This window comes from Novosphingobium sp. TK71 (assembly GCF_055361505.1).
In genome coordinates, this window is the sequence record NZ_JBSZKA010000001.1 from 1,667,056 (window position 1) to 1,689,173 (window position 22,118).

14 protein-coding genes are annotated in these 22,118 nt (G+C 66.4%); 5 read left to right on the forward strand and 9 right to left on the reverse strand.

What is annotated here, in order from left to right:
• Positions 1-14 precede the first annotated feature (14 nt).
• The 5 genes from ACXJ16_RS23385 to ACXJ16_RS23405 all read right to left on the reverse strand — a co-directional run bounded on the left by ACXJ16_RS23385 (position 15) and on the right by ACXJ16_RS23405 (position 9,931).
• Positions 15-3,263, reverse strand: coding sequence for a glycoside hydrolase family 2 TIM barrel-domain containing protein (locus ACXJ16_RS23385; protein ID WP_463922300.1), 3,249 nt, complete (start codon positions 3,261-3,263; stop codon positions 15-17).
• Complete coding sequence (locus ACXJ16_RS23390) at positions 3,245-4,624, reverse strand: family 43 glycosylhydrolase (RefSeq protein ID WP_463922302.1); 1,380 nt, start codon at positions 4,622-4,624, stop codon at positions 3,245-3,247. Before ACXJ16_RS23390 ends, ACXJ16_RS23385 begins: the two co-directional genes overlap by 19 nt.
• A 3-nt stretch (positions 4,625-4,627) precedes the next feature.
• Positions 4,628-5,932 carry a sugar porter family MFS transporter gene (locus ACXJ16_RS23395; RefSeq protein ID WP_454797952.1) on the reverse strand — a complete coding sequence of 435 codons (1,305 nt, stop codon included), beginning with the start codon at positions 5,930-5,932 and terminating at the stop codon, positions 4,628-4,630.
• Between the two features lie 24 nt (positions 5,933-5,956).
• Positions 5,957-8,719, reverse strand: a complete 2,763-nt coding sequence (locus ACXJ16_RS23400; protein WP_463922304.1) for a TonB-dependent receptor plug domain-containing protein — start codon at positions 8,717-8,719, stop codon at positions 5,957-5,959.
• A gap of 63 nt (positions 8,720-8,782) precedes the next feature.
• Positions 8,783-9,931, reverse strand: coding sequence for a mannonate dehydratase (locus ACXJ16_RS23405; protein WP_132469665.1), 1,149 nt, complete (start codon positions 9,929-9,931; stop codon positions 8,783-8,785).
• A 344-nt stretch (positions 9,932-10,275) separates the two neighbouring features.
• Between ACXJ16_RS23405 and kdgD the strand changes: the two genes are divergently transcribed.
• On the forward strand, positions 10,276-11,205 hold the full coding sequence (gene kdgD, locus ACXJ16_RS23410; RefSeq protein ID WP_185999084.1) for a 5-dehydro-4-deoxyglucarate dehydratase: 930 nt from the start codon (positions 10,276-10,278) through the stop codon (positions 11,203-11,205).
• A gap of 62 nt (positions 11,206-11,267) precedes the next feature.
• Positions 11,268-12,155: a LysR family transcriptional regulator gene (locus ACXJ16_RS23415; RefSeq protein ID WP_054438617.1), complete on the forward strand. Its 888-nt coding sequence runs from the start codon at positions 11,268-11,270 to the stop codon at positions 12,153-12,155.
• Positions 12,156-12,162: 7 nt separating this feature from the next.
• On the opposite strand, the gene ACXJ16_RS23420 is transcribed toward ACXJ16_RS23415, so the two are convergent.
• On the reverse strand, positions 12,163-13,503 hold the full coding sequence (locus ACXJ16_RS23420) for an MFS transporter (RefSeq protein ID WP_054438680.1): 1,341 nt from the start codon (positions 13,501-13,503) through the stop codon (positions 12,163-12,165).
• A gap of 193 nt (positions 13,504-13,696) precedes the next feature.
• On the reverse strand, positions 13,697-14,641 hold the full coding sequence (locus ACXJ16_RS23425) for a helix-turn-helix domain-containing protein (RefSeq protein WP_082370403.1): 945 nt from the start codon (positions 14,639-14,641) through the stop codon (positions 13,697-13,699).
• 327 nt (positions 14,642-14,968) lie between these two features.
• Between ACXJ16_RS23425 and ACXJ16_RS23430 the strand changes: the two genes are divergently transcribed.
• From ACXJ16_RS23430 to ACXJ16_RS23440, 3 genes are all read left to right on the forward strand, one after another.
• On the forward strand, positions 14,969-16,282 hold the full coding sequence (locus ACXJ16_RS23430; RefSeq protein WP_132469667.1) for an MFS transporter: 1,314 nt from the start codon (positions 14,969-14,971) through the stop codon (positions 16,280-16,282).
• Between the two features lie 133 nt (positions 16,283-16,415).
• On the forward strand, positions 16,416-17,939 hold the full coding sequence (locus ACXJ16_RS23435; RefSeq protein ID WP_463922306.1) for an alginate export family protein: 1,524 nt from the start codon (positions 16,416-16,418) through the stop codon (positions 17,937-17,939).
• Positions 17,940-18,054: 115 nt separating this feature from the next.
• A complete protein-coding gene (locus ACXJ16_RS23440; protein ID WP_054438622.1) occupies positions 18,055-19,410 on the forward strand; it encodes a dicarboxylate/amino acid:cation symporter in 1,356 nt (451 codons plus the stop codon).
• Here the strand turns inward: ACXJ16_RS23440 and ACXJ16_RS23445 are convergent.
• A complete protein-coding gene (locus tag ACXJ16_RS23445; protein ID WP_231635954.1) occupies positions 19,397-20,425 on the reverse strand; it encodes a transporter in 1,029 nt (342 codons plus the stop codon). The genes ACXJ16_RS23440 and ACXJ16_RS23445 overlap by 14 nt on opposite strands.
• A 25-nt stretch (positions 20,426-20,450) precedes the next feature.
• Positions 20,451-22,073, reverse strand: coding sequence for an inorganic phosphate transporter (locus ACXJ16_RS23450; protein WP_463922308.1), 1,623 nt, complete (start codon positions 22,071-22,073; stop codon positions 20,451-20,453).
• Positions 22,074-22,118: the final 45 nt, after the last annotated feature.

Sequence of the window (22,118 nt, forward strand, 5' to 3'; positions counted from 1 at the left end):
TCTCGGGTCTCCAGTCACTGAACAATGGTCGCTTGCGCGGGCCTGGCGCTTTCGCTCTCGCCGGCGCCATCCGCAAGTGGCTGGAGACGGAACGAGAAGCGGCGCGGCTCCACGAGTACGCGATATTGCGGCAGTGGGCGACCCACCGCGTTCCAGGTCGTATCTCCGCCCACGCCGGACTGGATCGCATCGACCATCAACGAACCGTTTTCCTGCGGAACGATGTCAGTGCTCCTGCGCGTGCCCGGTTCCCGGCGCGCCAGGTCAGCATAGGGGAAGGCCAGCGCGTTCATCGTCAGCGGCCGATCCCCGGCGATGCGCAGGGACGGTCCGTGCTCGGGGGAGAGCAGCATCCAGCGCACATCGGTTTTCGTGCCGGTTTCCTGCGGGCGCTGGTAATCATGGTTCTGATCGGCAATCGCCCCGCGCCAGAGCGCGATCATGGCGCTGGTCTTGCGATCGGCATAGCTTTCGTGCGGCCCCCGGCCATACCATTCCACCGTCTTGAACGTGCCGACGGTGGTAAAGGCGAAGCCGATGCGCAGTGGATCGGGCAGGTCTTTCGCCAGCGGCGTGAATGCGCCTTCCACCTCGACGCTGCCGTCCCCTGCCATGCGGTAATGCGTCTCGAAACGGACGGCATCGGCCTTGCTCCCGCCATCCGCGAAGGCATAGCGCACGGTCACTTCCGCGCCAGAGGCGGTCTTTACGGCGCTGATCGCGGCGACCTTGCGCGCCGCCTCGATCGCTTCCCAGCGCGCGTCGGCGCCCTTGGGCCGCGTGCCGATGTCGTTGTCCGTCAGCGCCCGGGTGAAGCTGGGTGCTCCGCCCGTCAGCAGGGCCCTGCCCTTCACGGCATAGCCGGAAACGAGACCGGTTTTGCGGTCCACCGTCAGCGTCGCACCGCCGGCGGAGAGGCGGAAGCTGCCCGCATCCTGCACCAGTGCAACCTTGACCGGTCGCGCCACGTCCGCCGGCGGACTCGAACCGAGCGAGAACTGCTCCCAGCCGACCACTTGACCGGCCTTGACCAGCGGCACCGCCCCATCCTTCGCGGTGGCGCGCAAGGTCAGCATGTATTCCGAACCCGGCTTGCGCGCGAAAGCAGGGAGCGGCACCGAGAAGGCTTCCTTGCTGCGTGCCGGCGTGGCCAGCGCAGCAAGCGCGCCGCGGGCAATGGCCACGCCGTCCTCGTCGAGTTCCCAGTCGAAGTCGAAGCCCGAAAGATCGCGGAAATCGTGGCGGTTGAGCACCTCGATCCGCCCCGCCTTGGCATCCAGCGCAGCGAACTGGATCGGCGAATAGACCTTCTGCACTTCGAAAAGCTGCGGGTTCGGGGTGCGGTCCGACTGGTTGAGCCCATCGCCGAACTCGATCTCGCCGCGCGGATTGGGGCCGAACGAACTGCCGTCTCCCCAGTAGCGGCGGCCATCGGCAGCGTAGCGGTAGATCGACTGGTCCACCCAGTCCCAGATGAAGCCCCCCTGCAAGCGGTCCTCATGGGCATGGATCGTGTCCCAGATCTCCTTGAAATTGCCGCCGGAATTGCCCTGCATATGGGCATATTCGCACTGGATCATCGGCTGCGGGAACTGCTCGCGGTGCGCGGCATAGTCCACCATCTTGTCGATGCCATCGTACATCGGTGCGTAGATGTCGGCATAGGCGTTCGGGCGGTGGTCGCTGATCTGCGAATGGCCGAGGAACGAAATCAGGCGCGTGGGATCGAGCGCGCGGGCGGCGGCCGCCGCCTTCTCGAACGTGGGGCCCACGCCCGTCTCGTTGCCGAGCGACCAGAAGATCACGGAGGCATGGTTCTTGTCGCGCTCCACCATGTTGGTGACGCGGCTGACATGCGCGGCTTCCCAGGCCGGGTCGTAACCGAGCAGATAGGTCTTGTCGTCCTTGGCGCGGTTCGCGGCCGAGAGGTATTCGTGGCTCTCGATATTCGCCTCGTCCATGACGTAGAGGCCATATTCGTCGGCCAGATCGTAGAGCCGCTCATCGTTGGGATAGTGCGAGGTGCGCAGCGCATTGACGTTGTTGCGCTTCATCAGTTCGATGTCGCGGCGCATGGATTCCTCCGAGATCACATGGAAGTGCTCCGGGTCATGCTCATGCCGGTTGACGCCGCGAATGGTGATCGGGCGTCCGTTGACGGTGACGAGGCCGTTCTTCATGGCCACGTTACGGAAGCCGATCCGCCGGGCGGTGGCCTGCAGGGTGCGTCCCTTGCGGTCCACCAGTTCCACAAGCAGGGTGTAAAGGTCGGGCGTTTCCGCCGTCCAGGGACGCACGCCGGGGATCACGCCGTCCAGCGTGACGTTTTCACCTGAGACTTTCACGCTGCGGGCAAGCAGCGCCTTGTCGCCGTCCAGCACCGTGGCCCGCACGGTAAGCCCGCGCGCGGCGGATGAAGTCTTGAGCGCAAGATCGAGCGTCCCGTCGCGGTAATCATTGGCAAGCCCGGCCCGGGCGAAGACATCGTCCACCCGCGCGCGCGGCGCGGCGATGAGATAGACCGAACGCTCGATCCCGGAAACGCGCCAGAAGTCCTGGTCTTCCAGATAGCTGCCGTCCGACCAGCGCCAGACCCGGATCGATACCGAATTGCGCCCCGGTTTCACCAGGCGCGTCAGATCGAATTCGGAAGGGAGCTTGGAATCCTCGCTGTAGCCCACTTCCTGCCCGTTCACCCAGACGCGGTAGGCCGAACCCGCCGCACCGATATGCAGGATCACGTCGCTACCCTTCCAATCGGCCGGAACGTCGAAATCGCGGCGATAGGAGCCGACCGGATTGGCATCGTGCGGAATCAGCGGGCGGTTGGGCGGGAACGGATACTGGACGTTGTTGTAGAGAGGGCGGTCGAAACCCTGCGTCTGCCAGTCGGCCGGAACCTGGATCGGCTTCCAGCCCGAGACATCGTAGTCCGGACGGAAGAAGTGTTCCGGCGCGGCATCGGCGCCGGGCGTGAAATCGAACTTCCACGTTCCGTCGAGCGATAGGAAACGCCGGGAGTGTGTACGGTCGCCGGCAATGGCGCGCTCGCGGTCCTCGAAAGGGAAACCGGTGGCGCGGGCGGGCAGCTTGTTCCGGGCAAAGACGGCCGGATTCTCCCAGTCTGGCCGCTCATCGGAGATCTGGGGCTGGATCGGCCTGGGCACCGGGGAGGCCGCCGATGCCGACGTGGCGATGCCGATCGCGAGGCCGGCGGTTGCCAGCAGGAAGTGTCTCGGCGGCATCATCGGGGGAAACTCCATTCAAGGATGGCGGCGGGACCGTCGAAGACGATCCGCAAGTATCGGGCAGAACCCGGGGAGGGCAGGACCACGGGCGAACCGGACCGGTCGTGCCCCTCGTGAACGGTCCGCCATTGCCTGCCGTCGTCCGAGGCGAGGAGGCGGAAGGAGAACGGCGTGACCGGATCGGCAGGGCGCAGTTCGCTTGCGCCGATCCGGCGCCTGCGTCCGGCGTCGGCCTGCAGCCATGCGCCGTCTTCCGCCGGAGAGACCCAGCCGGTGGCGTAGTTGTCGTCTCTCGCGAGGGCCGCGGCATGGGCCGCGTCCAGCATGCCGGAAGCACTGATCTGCATGAATCTCCCGGTGCGCCGATGCGCGGCAGTGCCCGGAATGTCAGGCCCGCTGTGCGTGGGACGGACCGCGCGCAGCCGGTCCCCCTCGACCAGCAGCCGGTCCACCGCGACCTGCCTGCGCACTTTGCCGTCCGCTGCGGGGAACGGCAGCGCCTGCCGGTGATAGAGAATGTAATCCCGCCCGGCCGCCGAGAACACCGCATGATGCCCGGGGCTGATAACGTCCCGCGCCGCGTCCGTGGCGAGGATCGGGGCGTCCTCGGGCTCGGTGAACGGCCCCAGCGGCGAAGAGCCCACGGCGTAGCGCACCTGATAGGTGTCCTTCGTGGTGTTGCCCCAGCTGTAGGTCAGGAAATAACGCCCGCCACGCTTGAACAGGAACGGACCTTCGAAATAGTGCGCCGGGGTCACGTCCTGCGGCTCGCCGTCGAAAGTCACCATGTCGGGCTTGAGGCGCACCACGAAGCAGCGACCGTTCACCCAGTTGAGGCCGGAGCCCCAGTAGAGATAGGCGGTGCCGTCATCGTCGATGAAGGCCTCGGCATCGATCATGTGATAGCCGGGGCGGTAGTTGCCGGGGATAAGCGGGCGGCCGCCATTGGCGTCGCGCCATGGCCCGGCCGGATGATCGGCCACGCCCACCCAGACCTCGCTGCCGACCGAGACATACATCCAGAACCGCCCGTCGCGCCCGCGCACCACCGAGGGAGCCCAGACCTTGCTCTTGTTGGAGGTGGGGCTGGTGGCGGCCTGTTTCGTAGGCCAGTTCGGCTCGGAGAAGGTCCAGTCGCGGAAATTGCGGGAGCGCCAGAGGCCCAGCCTGTCCCCGCCCCAGGGGTCTTCGGTGGCGAAGACGAACCACTCGCCCTCGTGCTCCACGATCGACGGGTCGGCGAAGTAGCCGGGCAGGAGCGGATTGCGCGCCCCAGGATCGAGCGCCGCCGTTTCCTTCCGGTCCGCCATGACAGGCGCGGCATTCGCAAGGAACGCCGCGCCTGTCAGGAGAATGGCCGCTGCAAGCCGGATCATCCCTTACATGGCCTCGCCGATGGCTTCGAGCGAGCGGCGCTTGGTCTCCGGGAAGAAGGCCAGCACGACCACGAACTGAAGCGCCATCATCACCGCGAACAGCCAGAACGGCAGGGCGCGGGCATGGGCGGCGGCGAGCGGGAAGCCGAAAGCGATGATCGCGTCCATGAACCAGTGGACCGAGGAACCGAGGCTCTGCCCGCGTGCGCGCACGTCGGTGGGGAATATCTCGCTGATATAGACCCAGATCACCGCGCCTTGCGAGAAGGCGAAGAAGGCGATGAAGCCGATGAGGAGGTAAAGCAGCCAGCCCTGATGCGTGCCGCTGCCGAAGATCAGGGCAACACCCGCCAGCGCTGCCGTCAGGCCGACGGAACCGATCAGCAGCAACGTCTTGCGGCCGATCCGGTCGATCACGGTCAGGGCAAGTGCGGTGAACACCAGGTTGCAGGCACCGATGACGATGGCCTGGCGGTCTGCCGAAACCCCCGTAAACCCGGCGGCGGCGAAGATGTCGTTGAGGTAGTAGAGGATCGCGTTGATACCGGAGAGCTGGTTGAACGCGGCGATCGCAATGGCCAGGAGGATCGGCCGGTGGTGACGCACCCAGCTGAGGCGCGGGGCGTGCGTCTGGCTTTCGGCACGGCGCCAGGAGGCCATCTCGCCAGAAACGTCGGCATTGCCCAGCTTGCTTAGCACGGCGGCGGCTTCTGCCTCCCGCCCCTTGGCGAAGAGCCAGCGCGGGCTGTCGGGAATGGTGCGCATCATCACCAGCAGCACCACCGCCGGAACCGCGGTGACGCCGAACTTGACGTGCCAGTCCAGAGCGCCAAGCTGGAGGCTGGATACGAAGTAGTTGCTCAGATAAGCGACGAGAATGCCCAGCACGACATTGAGCTGGAACGCCCCCACCATCATGCCGCGCCGTTCCGCGGGTGCGATCTCGGCAATGTAAACCGGCGCCAGCACCGAAGATGCCCCCACCGCGAAGCCTGCCAGCACGCGCATGACAAGGAGCATAGGCCAGTTCATCGCCAGGAGGCAGCCGATGCCCGACACAAGATAGAGCAGCGCGATCACCGTCAGCGAGGAACGCGCGCCGTAACGGTCTCCCGGGATGCCCGCCAGCAGAGCGCCCGCCAGCGTGCCCCAGAGCGCGCTGGAGACGGTGACCCCGACGCCGGTGGCGTCGAGGCCGAAGGCGGTGCGGATGCCTTCCGTGGTGCCGGCGATGACCGCCGTGTCGAAACCGAACAAGAGCCCGGCCAGCGCGCCAACCAGCACGCCTCGGAAAAGCGTCGCATTCATCATCCCGTCCCCTTCATTCGACCGTCAGAGCGTGAACCGCACGCCGACACGGAACGTACGTCCGATCGCATCGAAATCGGAAATACCCGAGGGTCCGTTCGACACATAGGGATTAATCAGCTTGTTGAAGACGTTGGTGACGCTGAGATAGGCCTCCCAGTCGCCGCCGACCGGCAGCTTGTAGCCGATGCGGGTATCGAACAGCACTTGCCCGGCAAAGTGGCGCTGCGGCAGGTCCTCGGCCGCCGTTCCCTTGTCATAGGCACCCCCGCCGATGAAGCGGGCCTGGTTGAAGAATGAGACCGGGCCCAGGTGCAGGTCGGCCTGTCCCGTCAGGCGCCAATGCGGCGCGGTGCCGATCTGGCCGGCACGGTCGATCGCGGCAACGCCCGGCGAGCTCTGCTCGTACTTGTCGATGTAGTTGCCCAGAAGGCGGGTCGAGAGCACGGCGTCGCCCGAGAGCCAGGGCAGGTTCGAACGGTAGCTGGCTTCGAAATCGATGCCGCGCGTATCGAACGAGGCGAGGTTCTGGGTCACGATATCGATCTGCGTCAACACGCCGTTCGCATCGCGGCTGATGAGCGCGCAGGCCGAAGCGCTGCCGTTATAGCAATCGTCGATCTCCTGCTGATACGAAAGCGAGGCGATCGCGTCACGGATCTTGATGTCGTAATAGTCCACCGAGAGGTTGAAGCCCGGCAGGAACGACGGCGAATAGACGCCGCCGAACGTGAGCGTATTGGCCACTTCCGGGCGAAGATCCGGGTTGCCCCGCACGACCGAGCGCACATTGGTGGCGGTCGTGTTGGTGAACGGATCGTAGACCTGCGGCTGATAGCTGGTGGTGCCGCGCTGGAACAGTTCGTAGAGGCTGGGCGCCCGGATATCGCGCGAACGCGTGGCGCGCAGGCGCAGGTCGTCGTAGAGTTGCCAGGTCAGGCCGGCCTTCCACGTCGTCACCGCGCCGCTGGTGCTGTAATCGGTGCGGCGCACCGCGCCGTTGAAGTCCAGCGACTGGATCAGCGGCAGGTCCTTGAGCAACGGCAGGTCGAGTTCGAGGAAGGCTTCCTTGACGTTGTACTTGCCGCTCTGCGCCTTGGCATTGCCGACACGGTAGGCGCCCTCGGCATTGGTGATCGGGTTATAGGCTTCCGACAGCGGATCGACGACCTGGTTGAAGCTCTGGCGGCGATATTCGACGCCGGCCGCGAAGCCCACGTCACCGGCCCAGAGCGCGAAGGGCGAACCCGCGATGGAGGCAGCGGTGACGAATTCGTGGAACTTCTGATCCGCGGTATTGGTGCCGGTCACGTAGTTCAGCGCCGCGTCGGACACGGCATTGGTGCCGAAGACATTGACGGGAACGCAGCCGTTGCCGGGATTGGCCAGTGTCGAACGGCAGACGATGCTGCCGCTGGACGGATCGACCACGGCATCGGCGGCATTGACGTAATTCGCCTGGATGAGATCGTGATGCAGCGCAAGGTTGCGGGTATTGCGCGCCGCCTCCGCATAGACGTTCCACTTGAGGCCGCCCAGCACGCTGCCTTCCGCACCGAGCACCCCGCGCAGGGTCTCGTTCGCCACCTTGACGCGGGTGCGCGGCAGGTCGCCATCGTAGCGGCCCATGGTGAGCGTGGTCACGCCCGCGTCGTCCATCATCGCGGCCAGTTCGGCCGGAAGATAGGCGTTCTCGCGCCTCAGCGTCAGCGCGGTGGTGCCAAGCTGGTTGGAGTAGGAACCGACCTGATAATCGTTCTTGGTCTTGCCGTAGTTGCCTTCCGCAAAGACGGTGAAGCTGTCGCTCACGTCATAGGCGAGACGCGAATAGACGACCTTCTTCTCCAGCCCTGCGATCAGGGGTGCGAACTGCGGGCGCGGGCCGTCGCCGCCGATCATGGTGGAACCGGTCAGGCTGCTGCCGTAGTTGAACGCAACCGGATTGCCGTTCGCGTCGAAGGTCGTGCCCTTGAGCGGCCCCGAGGTGATGAGCCCGCCGAAATTGGCATTGGCCACGCGAACGTCGCAGGCGAAGTCGCGCCGGGTGGCCGACCCTGCCGGCAACGAGATCGGCTGGCAGCTCTTGCGCGAGAACGGGCGTTCCAGGCGATCGTCCACGCCCGCGTTGCGGTAATATTCGCCGCTGATGAGGAAATGCGCGCGGTCGTCGGCGAAGCGGGTGCCGTAGGCCAGTTCGACCTTCTGCTCGTCATTGTCGCCGTAAGTGGTGACGCCGCCCTGGATGCTGCCGGTGAGGCCGGTAAACTTCTTGTTGATGATGAAGTTCACCACGCCGCCCACGGCGTCAGAACCATAGGCCGCCGAAGCGCCGCCGGTTACCACTTCCACGCGCTCAACCAGCGCCTGCGGGAACATGTTGGTGTCCACCTGGCCGCTGCCGTCGCTGGGAATGAAGCGCCGGCCGTCGAACAGCGTGAGCGTGCGGGTCGTACCGAGGTTGCGCAAGTTGAGATAAGCGCCGCCCTGCCCGCTGGAGGTCTGCGCACCGCGCGGCCCCGCCGAGGACGACAACGCCGGAAGCTGCTTGAGCGCATCGCCCAGCGTGGTCGGAACAGCCGCATTGAGCTGCTCCGCGCTCGTTACCGTGACCGGCGTCGGGCGGTTGAAGCCGCTCAGGGGAATACGACTGCCGGTGACGACGATATCCTCGGTCGAAATCGCAGGCTGTTCATCGGTGGAAGCCGACGCGTCCTGCGCCATGGCTGCCGTATGCGTGAACAGGGCAAGCGCCGACACTCCGCCAAGGACGGTAAACCGCTGCATCATTTGTGAAAACTCCCCTCCAAAGGATCTTGATTGTTTCGCCCGCCGGGCGTCGATCTTGCGAAATCAGGTAAGCCGCTGCGCCGATTGCAGAAGCCCGCGAATGTAGCCGTAGCAAAAAGCGAAATTCTCGGCCCGCGGCGTCCAGACCGGCTTGCCGTCCACCACTTGCGGATCGTCCATGCCGGGAACGTGGTCGGGCATTATCATGCCGTCGTAGCCGACTTCCGCATAGGTCTGGAGCGCGCGAACCATGTCGATGTCGCCCTCGTCCGGGAAGCTCTCGTTGAAGCGGTCGCGGTGGCCCTGGATGTTGCGGAAATGGACGTTGAAGATCTTCTTCCGGCTGCCGAACCAGCGGATCACGTCGAAGATCTGGTTGGCCGGGTCCGTCAGGTTCTCGCAGACCGAACCCTGGCAGAAGTTGAGCCCGTGGTATGGGCTCTCGTTGATCTGGACGAGCCGCTGAAGCCCCTCGACGGTGCCGAGCACATTGGTAATGCCCTGATAGCCGCCGGGCGGGGTCCCCGGGTCCTGCGGATGGCAGGCGATCCGCACTTTCGTCTCGTTGGCAACCGGCACGATGCGGTCGAGGAAATAGGTGATGCGTTCCCAGAACAGGTCGGCATCGACCACGCCTGCACGGGTGAGCGGCGTGGCCGGCTTCGCTTTCGAAAGGTCCCAGGCGAAATAGTGCGACCCGCCGCGCCCTTCGGCCGGGCCCGTGCGCAGGACGCCCAGCAGGCTCATGTTGTACTTCACCGCAGGAATACCCGCCGCCGCGCAATTGCGCAGGGTCGTGGCGAAGGCCTCGATGTCGCGGTCGCGCGCCGCGCCGTCGCCCAGCATGATCGCGGGGTGCTTCTCGCGGTCGATGTGCGTGGAGCCCAGCAGGTCGGGCTCCAGCATGTCGAGGCTGAGGCCGTGGCGCTCGGCCATCTCGCGAAGGCGCGAAAGCTCGTCCACGGTGGGGTAGAGCCGCCCATCCGCAACGGCGGCGCGGGCGCATATGTTGGTGACGCCGAAGCGCGCGAAATCGGCGAAATGCGCCTCGCTCGACGGCATGCTCTGGCAGCCGAGCTTCATGAGATAAGGTTTGCGACCCGAAGCGCCTGCTGCGCGATTACCGGAGCGGCGCGTGGCTGCCTGAGCCCCACCGGCCAGCGTCAGCGATGCACCGGCGCCTGCTGCCAGAATGAAGTTCCTGCGGTCCATTCGTCACTCCCCCGCTGCGGCGGCCGGTTGTCCGGCCCGTTCCTGATTTGCGACCGCCATCCCCGGCGGAGGACGGCTCATTGCGGGATTTGTCGGGCAAATACCAATGCCAATTCTGGCTCAATCCATGCAAACTCGGCACTGACGGGCGGTAACCGGTGTCGTGACCTTATAGCAGAATATGCGAAATTTGGCGGAATTCGGGTCATTTTCCGAACTACGCTGGGTCGATCCAGCTAAGCAGGGCATTGATCGATTGCCTAATTGGGTTGGACCCACTCCGACCGCTGCAATAACGCCCGGCAAGCACGAAGGGTGCATCTGTTTGGAGAGGTCAGTTCATAATGTTTAGCCCCGTGGAAGTCGGATCGAAGCTGGGAACGGGCCTGCTTTCGTTTCCCGTCACCCATTTCGACGCCGAGGGCCGGTTCGTGGAAGCGGACTACCGCGACCATTGCGGCTGGATGCTGGAACACGACCTTGCCGGCCTGTTCGCCGCGGGCGGCACTGGCGAATTCTTCTCGCTCACGCCCGATGAAGTCGCCACCGTCGTTGCCGCCGCCGTGGCCGAAACCGCAGGTCGCATCCCGGTGATCTCGGGCTGCGGATATGGCACCGCGATCGCCACCGACATCGCCCGCAAGGCCGAGAAGGCCGGCGCCGACGGCCTGCTGCTGCTGCCGCCCTATCTCATCGGTTCGAACCAGGACGGCCTTGCCGCCCATATCGAAGCGGTCTGCCGTGCGACCGGTCTCGCCGTGATCGTCTACAACCGCGACAACGGCATCGTGAACGACGAGACGCTGGCGCGCCTTTGCGAACGCAACGCCAATCTTGTCGGCTTCAAGGACGGCGTCGGCGACATCGAGCTGATGGCGCGCATCCAGGCCCGCATGGGCGACCGCCTGACCTACATCGGCGGCCTGCCCACGGCCGAAACCTTCGCCACGCCCTATCTCGCCATGGGCGTCACGACGTATTCCTCGGCGATCTTCAACTTCCTGCCAGAGTGGGCGCTGCGCTTCTATGCAGCAGTGCGCGCGGGCGACCAGGCCTTCGTCGTCGAACAGCTCAACGCCTTCGTCCTGCCCTATATCGCCCTGCGCAATCGCGGACGCGGCTACGCGGTCTCGATCGTCAAGGCCGGGATGCGCGCGGTGGGCCGGGATGCGGGCCCGGTCCGCACCCCGCTGGCAGACCTGACCGCCGCCGAACACGAGGAACTGGCCGCGCTGATCGCCCGCGTTTCCGACGTCTCGCTCGTCAGGGCATAAGGCCCGGACCACCAGGGCCTGACAGGGTGACAGCGCCGAAGGGATGGCCTACTCGGTTGGCGATGTTCGATCTCAGCCAACTGCGCTGCTTCGTTGCCGCGGCCGAAGAGCTTCATTTCGGCCGCGCCGCGCGGCGACTGAACATGACCCAGTCGCCGCTCAGCCGCCAGATCCAGCTGCTTGAGCGGATACTCGGCGTCACCCTGCTCGAAAGGACGAGCCGGCAGGTGCAACTCACGCCTGCCGGCAGCGCCTTCCTCATCGAATCCCGCCGTATCCTGCGCCTTGCCGAAGGCGCGGCACTTGCCGCCCGGCGCATCGCCAAGGGCGACGCCGGACGCGTGGTGATCGGCTTCACGGCCGCTTCAGGATATGACCTGCTGCCGCGCATCGTCGCGCAGGCGCTGGCCAAGCTGCCCAACATCGAACTCGAACTGCGCGAAATGGTGACGTCGGAACAGCTCGACGCCCTGCTCACCGGCCTGATCGACCTCGCCTTCGTGCGCCCGCCGATCGACCGCACCGACTTCGATCATGTGCTGATCCACCGCGAACCGATGATGGCCGCGCTGCCCTCCGGCGATCCCCGCCAGGCCAAGGCCGTGCTGGACCTGTCGGACTTCGACGACAAGCCGCTCATCATGTACAGCCGCCAGGGCGCCGGCTATTTCCACGAAATGCTGGTGAAGCTGTTCGCCGATGCCGCCGTCACGCCCAGCTACGTGCAGCATGTCACGCAGATTCACTCGATGCTGGGCCTCGTCCGCTCGGGCCTGGCCGCCGCCATCGTGCCGGAAGCCGCCAAGAGCCTGCACATGACCGATGTGCACTTGCGCACGATCCGCACGACGCCGGAGGCGCCTGCGGAACTGCTGCTCGCCTGGCACCGCGAGAACGAGAACCCGGCGCTCGACGTAATGCGCCAGCTCTGCTTCGAGACGCTGCTCTGACGCGCCCTCAATCCGCCAGTGTAACCCGGCGGATCGGTCCTGCGATGACCAGGAAGGCGACGATCGTCAGCAGGCAGTGCAGGCCGACGAACCCGAGGGCCCAGTCGAACGAGCCCGTCGTGGCAACGATGTAGCCGATCACGATCGGGGTCACGATCCCGGCCATGTTTCCGAACATGTTGAACAGTCCATTGGCCACGCCCGACTGTTCGCGCGGGGCCACGTCGGACATCACCGCCCAACCCAGCGATGCCACGCCCTTTCCAAAGAAAGCCAGCGCCATCAACGAGATGACCAGCCACTGCGCCTCCACGAAGGCACAGGCGATGATCGCGGTCGCCAGGACCATCCCCACGGTGAGGGGCACCTTGCGCGCGATATCGAGCGACCCGGTCCGCTTCAGCAGCATGTCCGACACATAGCCGCCGATCAGTCCGCCGACGAAGCCGCAGAGCGCCGGAAGCGCCGCGGCGAAACCGGCTTCCATGATGTTCATGCCCCGCTCTCGCACGAGGTAGATCGGGAACCATGTCACGAAGAAATAGGTCAGCACGTTGATGCAGTACTGGCCGAGATAGATACCCGCGAGCATGCGGTTGGCCAGCAGGCGGCGCATGTCCGAAAGGCTCGGCGCGCGGGAAGCACGGCCGCCTTCGTCCATGTGGATGAGGCCGCCGCCCTGCTCGATAAGGTCGAGTTCGGCGCGGTTTACCGCCGGATGCCGCATCGGACTGCGGATGTAGCGCCAGAAGGTGGCCGCACCGGCAAGGCCGATCGCGCCCATCACCCAGAACACGCTGCGCCAGCCGAAGGAATGGACCAGCCAGCCCATCAGCGGCGCAAAGGCGACCAGCGAGAAATACTGCGCGGAATTGAAGATCGCCGAGGCCGTTCCGCGCTCGCTACCGGGGAACCAGGCGATCACGAGCCGCGCATTTCCGGGGAAAGACGGCGCTTCCGCCGCCCCCACCAGCAGCCGCATGACAAAGAGCATCGCGAAGACGTGGAGTGCGAAAAGCCCCGCAAAGCCCTGGAGCATCGTCAGCAGCGACCAGGAGGCGATGGCGATCGTGTAGACCCGCCGCGTGCCGAAGCGGTCGAGCAGCAGCCCCGCCGGAATCTGCGCCGCGACATAAGCCCAGGCGAAGGCGGAAAGGATGAATCCGGTCTGCACCGCATCGAGCCCGAGCTCCCGCGACGCCTCGCTGCCCGCTATCGAAAAAGTCGAGCGATCCGCGTAGTTTATGGTCGTTATGAGGAAGATCAGCGCGATGATCCGCTGGCGTACCCAGGTCGGCTTTTCGCCCTTTTCCGGCGCCCCTGCGCCGGGCACGCCGATGCTCTGCATTTCCTTCACGCGACCCCTCTCCCGCCGGCTATGCAATCGTTTCCCGGCTAGATTGAAGCGCTAGGGTCGCGGCCGCTTCAAGTCCATCTTGAATGCGGCAGAGATCGATCCAGAAATTGGCTGAATAGGCCGCGGGCGCGCCGTTCGGGCACGACTGAACGACACCTGGAGGGTACAGAACGGTACCGAAGGCTCAGAAAGCGGCACCGTGCTGCCGGCGAAACGCCGTGGGCGGAACCGAGGCCAGTTTGGTGAAGAAACGCGAAAAATAACCGACGTCGCTGAAGCCCAGCCAGTCGGCAATCTCGGTCACGCTCATCGGGGTGTAGCTGAGGCAGCGCTTGGCTTCCGACAGCAGGCGGTCGTGGACGATCTCGATGGGGGAGATGCCCGCCACCGTCTTGCACGCCAGCCTGAGCTGCGAAACGCTGACGCCGAGTTCGCCGGCAAGATCGGGCAGGAGCGGCTGGGCGCGGTAGCTGCGCTCCACCAGTTCGCGGAAGCGCCGGACCAGATCGGCGCGGCTGCCGAGCACGGGCGCGGCGCGGTCGTCCGACGGCCATAGCCGCAGGAACAGCAGCAGTACCGACATGAGCTGTATTTCCGCGCCGATTGCCCCGCCCTTGCGCGCGCTCTGGAGTTCGTGGGCCATGCGCTCCATCGTCGGCGAAACTTCGGCAAGGCCGTCCTGCGACAGCGCGAAGACGCCCGGCTCCTTCAGCACGCGCCGCAGTTCCGGCGCTCGGACGAGAAGGTCATCGAGATAGTGCGTCTCGATCGTGATCACCCAACCGTTCGCGGCTTCGGCGTAGTGGAATCCGTGGATGCGGTGCGGCGGCACGACCATGACGCAGCCCGGTGCGAAAGGCGCGGTATCGCCTTCGATCGTCATGGTGCCGCTGCCCGCCGCGCAGAACACGACCTGGGTCATGCGCGGGTGCGTATGCGGCTTTATCAGCCAGCCCCGTTCGCGGCAGCGCTTGTCCAGCGGTTCGATATTGACGAACCAGTCCGGCCGTTCGCTGGCATCGCCATACAGGATGTAGCGCGGGACCGCAGCACCGCCGGGATCGTCACGTTCGTTACCGTTCGGCAATAAGTTTGGCGAAAAGTCCATCCGATTTTCAGATTCCACCATGGACTCCGGTTAAGCGCTGCGGGAAAAATAGGCAATCCGCAGCGGTCAAGTCGTATCAACGAAGGCCGGACTGCGCGGAGACGATGCCTTTGGAGAGGATACCCCCGCCCCGGTCGCCTGACCGCGAGCCCGGCCCCTCCTTCGACAAGCCTTTCGTTCCCGCGCCGTCTTCCTGCCCGCCGCGGATCGGCGCCCGTGCGAAGCGGGTGCCGTTCCAGACCCCGCGGCCCAGCCCGCCAACAACCGAGCCGGCGACAAGCCGGCCGACAGAGCCCCGGCACAACCGACACCACCGAACTTCGAATACGGAAAGCAGGTCGAGAGGATATGAGTAACACTGATCCGCGGGCACTTATCGCCCGCGAGCCCATGCATCGCCGGCAGATCATCGCCATTGCCGTGGCCACCGCGCTCAATGCGCTGGACGGTTTCGACGTGCTGTCGATCAGCTTCGCCGCGCCGGGCATCTCGAAGGAATGGGGCATAGACCGGGCCGCGCTGGGCCTGGTGCTGTCGATGGAACTGATCGGCATGGGCATCGGCGCGCTGATCCTGGGCGCCATGGCCGATCGCATCGGCCGCCGTCCCACCATCCTGGCCTGCCTCGTGGTCATGGCAAGCGGCATGTTCCTGGCCTCCACCGCGCAGAACCTCACCGTGCTTTCCGCCTTCCGCCTGTTCACCGGGCTCGGCATCGGCGGAATGCTCGCGGCCACCAACGCCATCGTCGCGGAATGTTCGAACGCACGCCGCCGCAACCTCTCGGTGGCGATCATGGCCGGCGGTTATCCGATGGGCGCCATCGTCGGCGGCTCCATCGCGGCCTTCCTGCTCGGCACCACCGGGCGCTGGCAGTCGGTCTTCGAATTCGGCGCGATCATCACCGCCGCCTTCATCCCGCTGGTGCTCTGGCTGGTGCCCGAAACCATCGCCTTCCTGCTGCACAAGCGCCCGGCCGGCGCGCTGGAGAAGATCAACCGCACGATGGTGCGCCAGGGCCGCGCGGCGCTGTCGGAACTGCCCCCGCGCGACGAGGAACCCCGCCGCTTCAGCTTCGGCGAATTCTTCGCCCCCGGCATCGCCAGCGTCACCGTGCTGCTGATCGTCGCCTATTTCGCGCACATGATGACCTTCTACTTCCTGGTGAAGTGGATTCCCAAGATCGTGGTCGACATGGGCTTCCCGCCCGCCTCCGCCGGCGGCGTGCTGGTCTGGGCCAATGTCGGCGGCGCCAGCGGCTCGATCGTGCTCAGCCTGCTGACCCAGAAGATCGGCGTGCGCCCGCTGGTGATCGGCGCGATGATCTGCGGCGCGGCGGCCGTGACGATGTTCGGCCAGGGCTTCACCACGCTGGCCAGCCTTTCGATCATGGCCTGCATCGGCGGCTTCTTCACCAATGCCGCAACGGCGGGTCTCTACGCGGTGATCGCACAGTCCTTCCCCGCCTCGCTGCGGGCGGGCGGCACCGGCCTGGTGATCGGCGTCGGCCGCGCCGGCGCGGCGCTGGGCCCGATCACCGCCGGACTGCTGTTCGCGGGCGGTTCGTCGCTGGCGCTGGTGGCCTTCGTGATGGCCTGCGGCACGCTGGTCGGCGGCATCGCGCTGGCCATGGTGCGCTACCGCGAAAACGCGATCGCCTGATCGCGCCATGGGTGCGGCACTTCGGGCCGCGCCCCCCAAAAACAGGCTGAACGGAAAAACCGGGCCGAAAACGGGAGGCGCGGCGGGAATTCCCGCCGCGACCTCGCCCCCCCGCATGAGGATGAGTCTGAAAATGTTTTGCAATCTTCCGGGTCGCGCCGGTCTGCTCGCCGCCACCGCAGCGCTTGCCCTGGTGCATGTCACGCCCGCCTCGGCGCAGTCCGTCGCGCCCGACAACGACACGAAGGACGCCGCCGGCGGCCCGCAATCCTCCGCCGCGCCGCCCGGCATCCGCCCGGCAAAGTCGCAAGGCGCGCCTGCCGAGGCGATCCCCGGCGGCCGCAAGGGCCCTCCCGGCGTGCCGCAGGCGATCCGCTGGACCGAGGACTGGTCGAAGCGCCCCGCCGCCGACGCCCCGATCATGGACAGGATCCGCCACATCCCGCTGGGCGACAATGACGACGTCTACCTCTCGCTCGGCGGGGAGGCGCGGGTCTACTATACCGACTGGCACCATTCCGCGCTGGGCCTCAGGGCGAACGACAGCAACAACCCGGTGCAGAGCCGGTTGCGGCTGATCGGAGACCTCCACCTCGGCCCGAACCTGCGCGCCTATCTCGAACTGGGCGACAACCGCGAATATGGCGAAAGCTTCGCCACCGGCCCCAACCGCGACAAGCTGGACGTCTACCAGGCCTTCGTGGACGTGACCGTGCCGCTGGGCGATGCCGGCAAGATCACGCTGCGCCCCGGCCGCTTCGAGATGCCGCTGGGCAACGGCAAGCTGGCGGGCGTGCGCGAAGGGCTCAACATGCGCTTCACCTATCAGGGCGTGCGCGCGACCTATATCCTGCCGGGCAAGATCTCGGTCGACGCCTTCGCCACCCGCCCGGTCGAGATCAAGCCGGGCACCCTCGATGACGGGGCGGATTCCTCCAAGGCGTTCCACGGGATCTACGTCAGCGCGCCCAACCGCGTGGCGGGCTTCGGCACCGACGTCTACTGGTACGAGATGACGCGCGACAACGCGACGCTGCGCGAAGGCGCGGGCGCGGACCACCGCACCAACTGGGGCGCGCGCCTGTGGAAACGCAACGCCCGCTTCGATTTCGACCTTGAGGGGACGCTCCAGCGCGGCACGTTCGCGGATCAGGACATCCGCGCCTGGGGCGGGCTGTTCGAAGCCGGCTATACCTGGCCCGGCCTGCCGATGAAGCCCCGCCTGGGCCTGCGCGCCAATGCCTTCAGCGGCGACCATGACCTGACCGACGGCAAGGCCGGCACTTTCGTGGCCGCCGCCCCCCGCCTGCCGCTGTTCAGCGAGGCGGCGTTCTTCAACTTCTCCAACCTCATGGACCTCTACCCCTCGCTGACCCTGAAGCCGCTGGACAACGTGACCGTCATGGCCGGGCCGGACTTCCTCTGGCGCCAGAGCAAGGCCGACGGCGTCTACATCGGCCCGGCGGGCTCTTCGTTCGCACCTTACGACGGCACCCGCTATGTCGGCACGGCGCTCAACCTCGAAATGTCGTGGCAGGCCACCCGGCGCCTGAGCTTCCGCCTTTACGAAACCTACTTCGCCCCCGGCTCCGCCTTCGAGGAGGCAGGGGCCAGGAAGAGCAACTATTTCGGGGTCATGTCGAACTATCGGTTCTGACATCCGAACACTCTTGCGCGGCGTGCAAGAAGTCACGAAATGGGAGGCCCTCGCCCGCGCGGGGGCCTTTTCCGCTGGAAAGGAACGAATTCTCACGACCTGAAGGCAATTCTGCATGGCGAAGACCCCCGAAACCAGCGCCTCGCGCCACCCCGGTGTCCCATCGTCCGGTTCAAGGTGGCCCGGCTTCGGCGTGCAGGTGCTGCTGGGCATGGTCGTGGGCCTTGCCGCAGGCCTGCTGGTCCGCCAGCTCGGGCCTGACAGCGCCCTTGCCTCGGGCGCGAGCGAGACGTTCCACACCGTGGCGCAGATCTTCATCCAGCTCCTGCGCACGCTGGTTCCGCCGCTGGTGTTCACCGCGATCATCGCCTCGGTCGCCGCGCTGCGCGGGCTCGACAACGCGGTGAAGCTGGTGGGGCAGACCCTGCTGTGGTTCGCCATCACCGCGCTGATCGCCGTGCTCATCGGCATCGCGCTGGGGCTGACCATCCAGCCCGGTCTTCACGCCCATGTCGATGCGGGCGCGGCCCATGCGCCCGCATCGGTCGGCGGCTGGCTCGATTTCCTCAAGGGGCTGGTTCCGGCCAACTATCTCGGCATTACCGCCGCCACCACGCTGGAAGACGGCGCGGCCACTACCGCCGTCTCCTTCAACGTGCTGCAGATCATCATCGCCGCCGTTGCCGTGGGCGCGGCCGCCGTGAAAATCGGTGCGAAGGCGGAACCGTTCCTGGCCTTCATGACTTCGGCCAACCTCGTGCTGCGCCAGCTGCTGCGCTGGCTGATCGCGCTGACCCCGCTCGGCTCGGCGGCGCTGATCGCCAATGCCGTGGTCAGCTACGGCTGGGACGCGCTTTCCGCGCTCGGCGCCTTTGCGGGCGCGGTCTATATCGGGCTCGCGGTGGTCATGCTGGCGGTCTACCCGCTGCTGCTGCTGCTGCACGGGATCAACCCGCTGCGCTTCTTCTCGGTGGCTTGGCCGGCGATCCAGATCGGTTTCCTCTCGCGCTCGTCCGTCGGCACCATGCCGGTGACCGAGGAAGTGACCGAGCGCCTCGGCGTGCCGCGTTCCTACGCCGCCTTCGCGGTGCCGCTCGGCTCGACCACCAAGATGGACGGCTGCGCGGCAATCTATCCGGCGATCTCGGCGATCTTCGTGGCGCAGTTCTACGGCGTGCCGCTCCAGCTTTCGGACTATGCGCTGATCGTGTTCGTCTCGGTGATCGGCTCTGCGGCCACGGCGGGGCTGACCGGCGCGGTGGTCATGCTGACGCTGACGCTCTCCACGCTCAAGCTCCCACTCGAAGGCGTGGGGCTGCTGCTGGCGATCGACCCGATCCTCGACATGGGCCGCACCGCCGTCAACGTGGCGGGACAGGCGCTGGTGCCCACCATCGTCGCCCAGCGCCTCGGCATTCGCGGACCGATGCAGACCGGCGACATCGAGGCGCCCCGCGCTAGCGCCGCATGAAGCCCATCCAGCGCAGCAGCAGATAAGTCGCGATGGCCGCGCCGCCCGCGAACAGGGTGGCGTGGATCGTGCCGTAAGGCCCCTGCGCGAAGGGCAATCCGCCGGTGTTCATCCCGAAGATCCCCGTCACGAGCGTGGCCGGCAGCATCAGCGCGGTCACGATCGAGAGGATGTAGAGGTTCTGGTTGGTCCGCTGCGCCTCCTGGATGTCCAGTTCCTCGCGCAGCAGCCGCAACTGCGACTGCACGCCCTGCACGTCCCCGTCGAGCGACTGGATGCGCTGGGCGATCTTCTCCACGCCGGGCAGCAGCGCCTCGGGCAGTTCCTCGTCCTTCTCCAGCCGCTGGAACACCCCGCGCATTCCCGTAAGCAGGCGCTGTATCTGCGCCAGCCGCCGCCGCACGCCGATCAGGTCGCGCGCCTTGGGCGGATCGCGCGCGTCGAGGAACATGTCCTCCACATGCTGCACGTCGGCGCTGAGCGAGCGGGCGATATCGGCGATATTCTCGCTGATCGCGCCCGCCAGCAGTTCCAGCGCCTGCGCCGCCCCGAAGCCGGCGCCGCAGCGCGAGAGCCGGGTCCGCACGATATCGGCCGAACGGATCGGATGAAGCCGCGCCGTCAGCATCAGCCCGGGCGCCAGCGCCATGCGCAGCCCGCCCACGCGCGCGGTATCGGCCACGTCGAAATCCCGTTCGAAATCGTGAAGCACGCAGGCCACCGTGCCGCCGTCGACCAGCGCGCGCTGGTGAGTGTCTGGCGAAAGCAGCAGTTCGCGCACGGCCGGGGGAACCGCTTCGAACCGCTCTATCCAGCTTCGCGTGCGCTGGTGCGCAAGATTGAGATGAAGCCAACGGAAGCGGCCTTCCGGCGGGCGTTCGCAATCGGCAACGGGGAAGGCGCCTTCGTCTGTCAGGTCCATGCCCCAGATCAGGCCGGGCCCCATGCCGCCATCTGCCAGCGGCGCGCCGGCGCCCTGTGTGGCGGCAAGAAGACGGGGCAGGTCATGGCTCATGGCGGCAGCGCGCGGCCGGAACCCGTCAGAGAACCTGCGAGAACAGCATGTAGAGCCCGCCCGCCATCACGATGGAGACCGGCAGCGTCAGCACCCAGGCCATGAGCAGGTTGCGCACCGTGCTTATCTGGAGGCCCGAACGGTTCGCCGCCATCGTCCCCGCCACGCCGGACGAGAGGACATGGGTGGTGGAGACCGGCAGGCCGAGATGGTCCGCCCCGAAGATCGTGCCCATCGCCACCAGTTCGGCGGCGGCGCCCTGCGCGTAAGTCAGGTGGGTCTTGCCGATCTTCTCCCCCACGGTGACGACGATGCGCTTCCAGCCGACCATCGTGCCCAGCCCCAGCGCGATGGCCACCGCCACCTTGACCCAGGTGGGAATGAAGCGCGTGCCCGCATCGAGCGAGGCCTTGTAGGTCGCCAGGCTTTCCTGCGCCTGCCCGGAAAGCGCGGCGGGCTTCTGCTTGCCCAGCAGCTTGATCGCTTCCGAGGCGAGGTACATGTCGTTGCGGATATTGCTCACCGCCGCCGCCGGCACTTTCGCCAGCGAGCCATAGTCGGTCACCTGCCGGTCCACGTCGTGCACCAGCACCGAAAGCGCGGGAAGCGTGGCGGGGGCCAATGTCTTGTCGGCGATATAGGCCGTGACCCGGCTGCGCGCCTGCGCGGGATCGAGCGGGACGCCGGGAGGGGGCGAAGCCTCGTCCAGCGCGGCTCCGGCGGCCAGCGAGCCGGCGTGGAATTCCGCCGTGTAGCGTTCGGGCACGGCGCGGTTCAGCGCATAGGCGGTGGGCACCGTGCCGATCAGGATCAGCATGATGAGCCCCATGCCCTTCTGCCCGTCGTTCGAACCATGCGCGAAGCTGACGCCGGTGCAGGTGAAGATCAGCAGCGCCCTGATCCACCACGGCGGCGGCAGGCCGTCCTTCGGCTCCTCGTAGAGTTCCTTCTTGCGGACCAGCACTTTCATCGCGGCGAACAGCAGCGCGGCAAGGCCGAAGCCGATCAGCGGCGAGAACAGCAGGGCCTGGCCGATCTCGGCCGCCTTGCCCCAGTCCACGCCCGCGGTGCCGCTCTTGCCGTGCATCAGCGCATTGGCCACGCCCACGCCGATGATCGAGCCGATCAGGGTGTGCGAACTGGACGAGGGAATGCCCAGCCACCAGGTGGCGAGGTTCCACAGGATCGCCGCCAGCAGCAGTGCGAAGACCATCGCGAAGCCCGCGCTCGATCCCACTTGCAGGATCAGTTCGACCGGCAGCAGCGAAACGATGCCGAACGCCACGGCGCCGGTGGAAACCAGCACGCCGAGGAAGTTGAAGAAGCCCGACCAGACCACCGCGACGTTCGCGGGCATGGCATTGGTGTAGATCACCGTGGCCACGGCATTGGCGGTATCGTGAAAACCGTTCACGAATTCGAAGCCGAGCGCGATCAGCAGGGCGATGAACAGCAGGATGAACGGAAGGTAGGTGGTGGGCTCCACGCCCACGGCGGCGGCATCGGAATAGACGCTGAAGGCCACATAGACGAGCGCGGCCACGATTGCCGCGCCGAACCCGATCCGGCCGGCGGCGCCAAGGCCCTTTTCAAGGTCGGGCCGGGTTCCGGCCGTGTCGATCGGCCTGGGCGCAAGGGTCGCGTTCATCGTTTCGCCTCGAATGGGGAGACGAAAGCCTTACGTCGGTTTCAT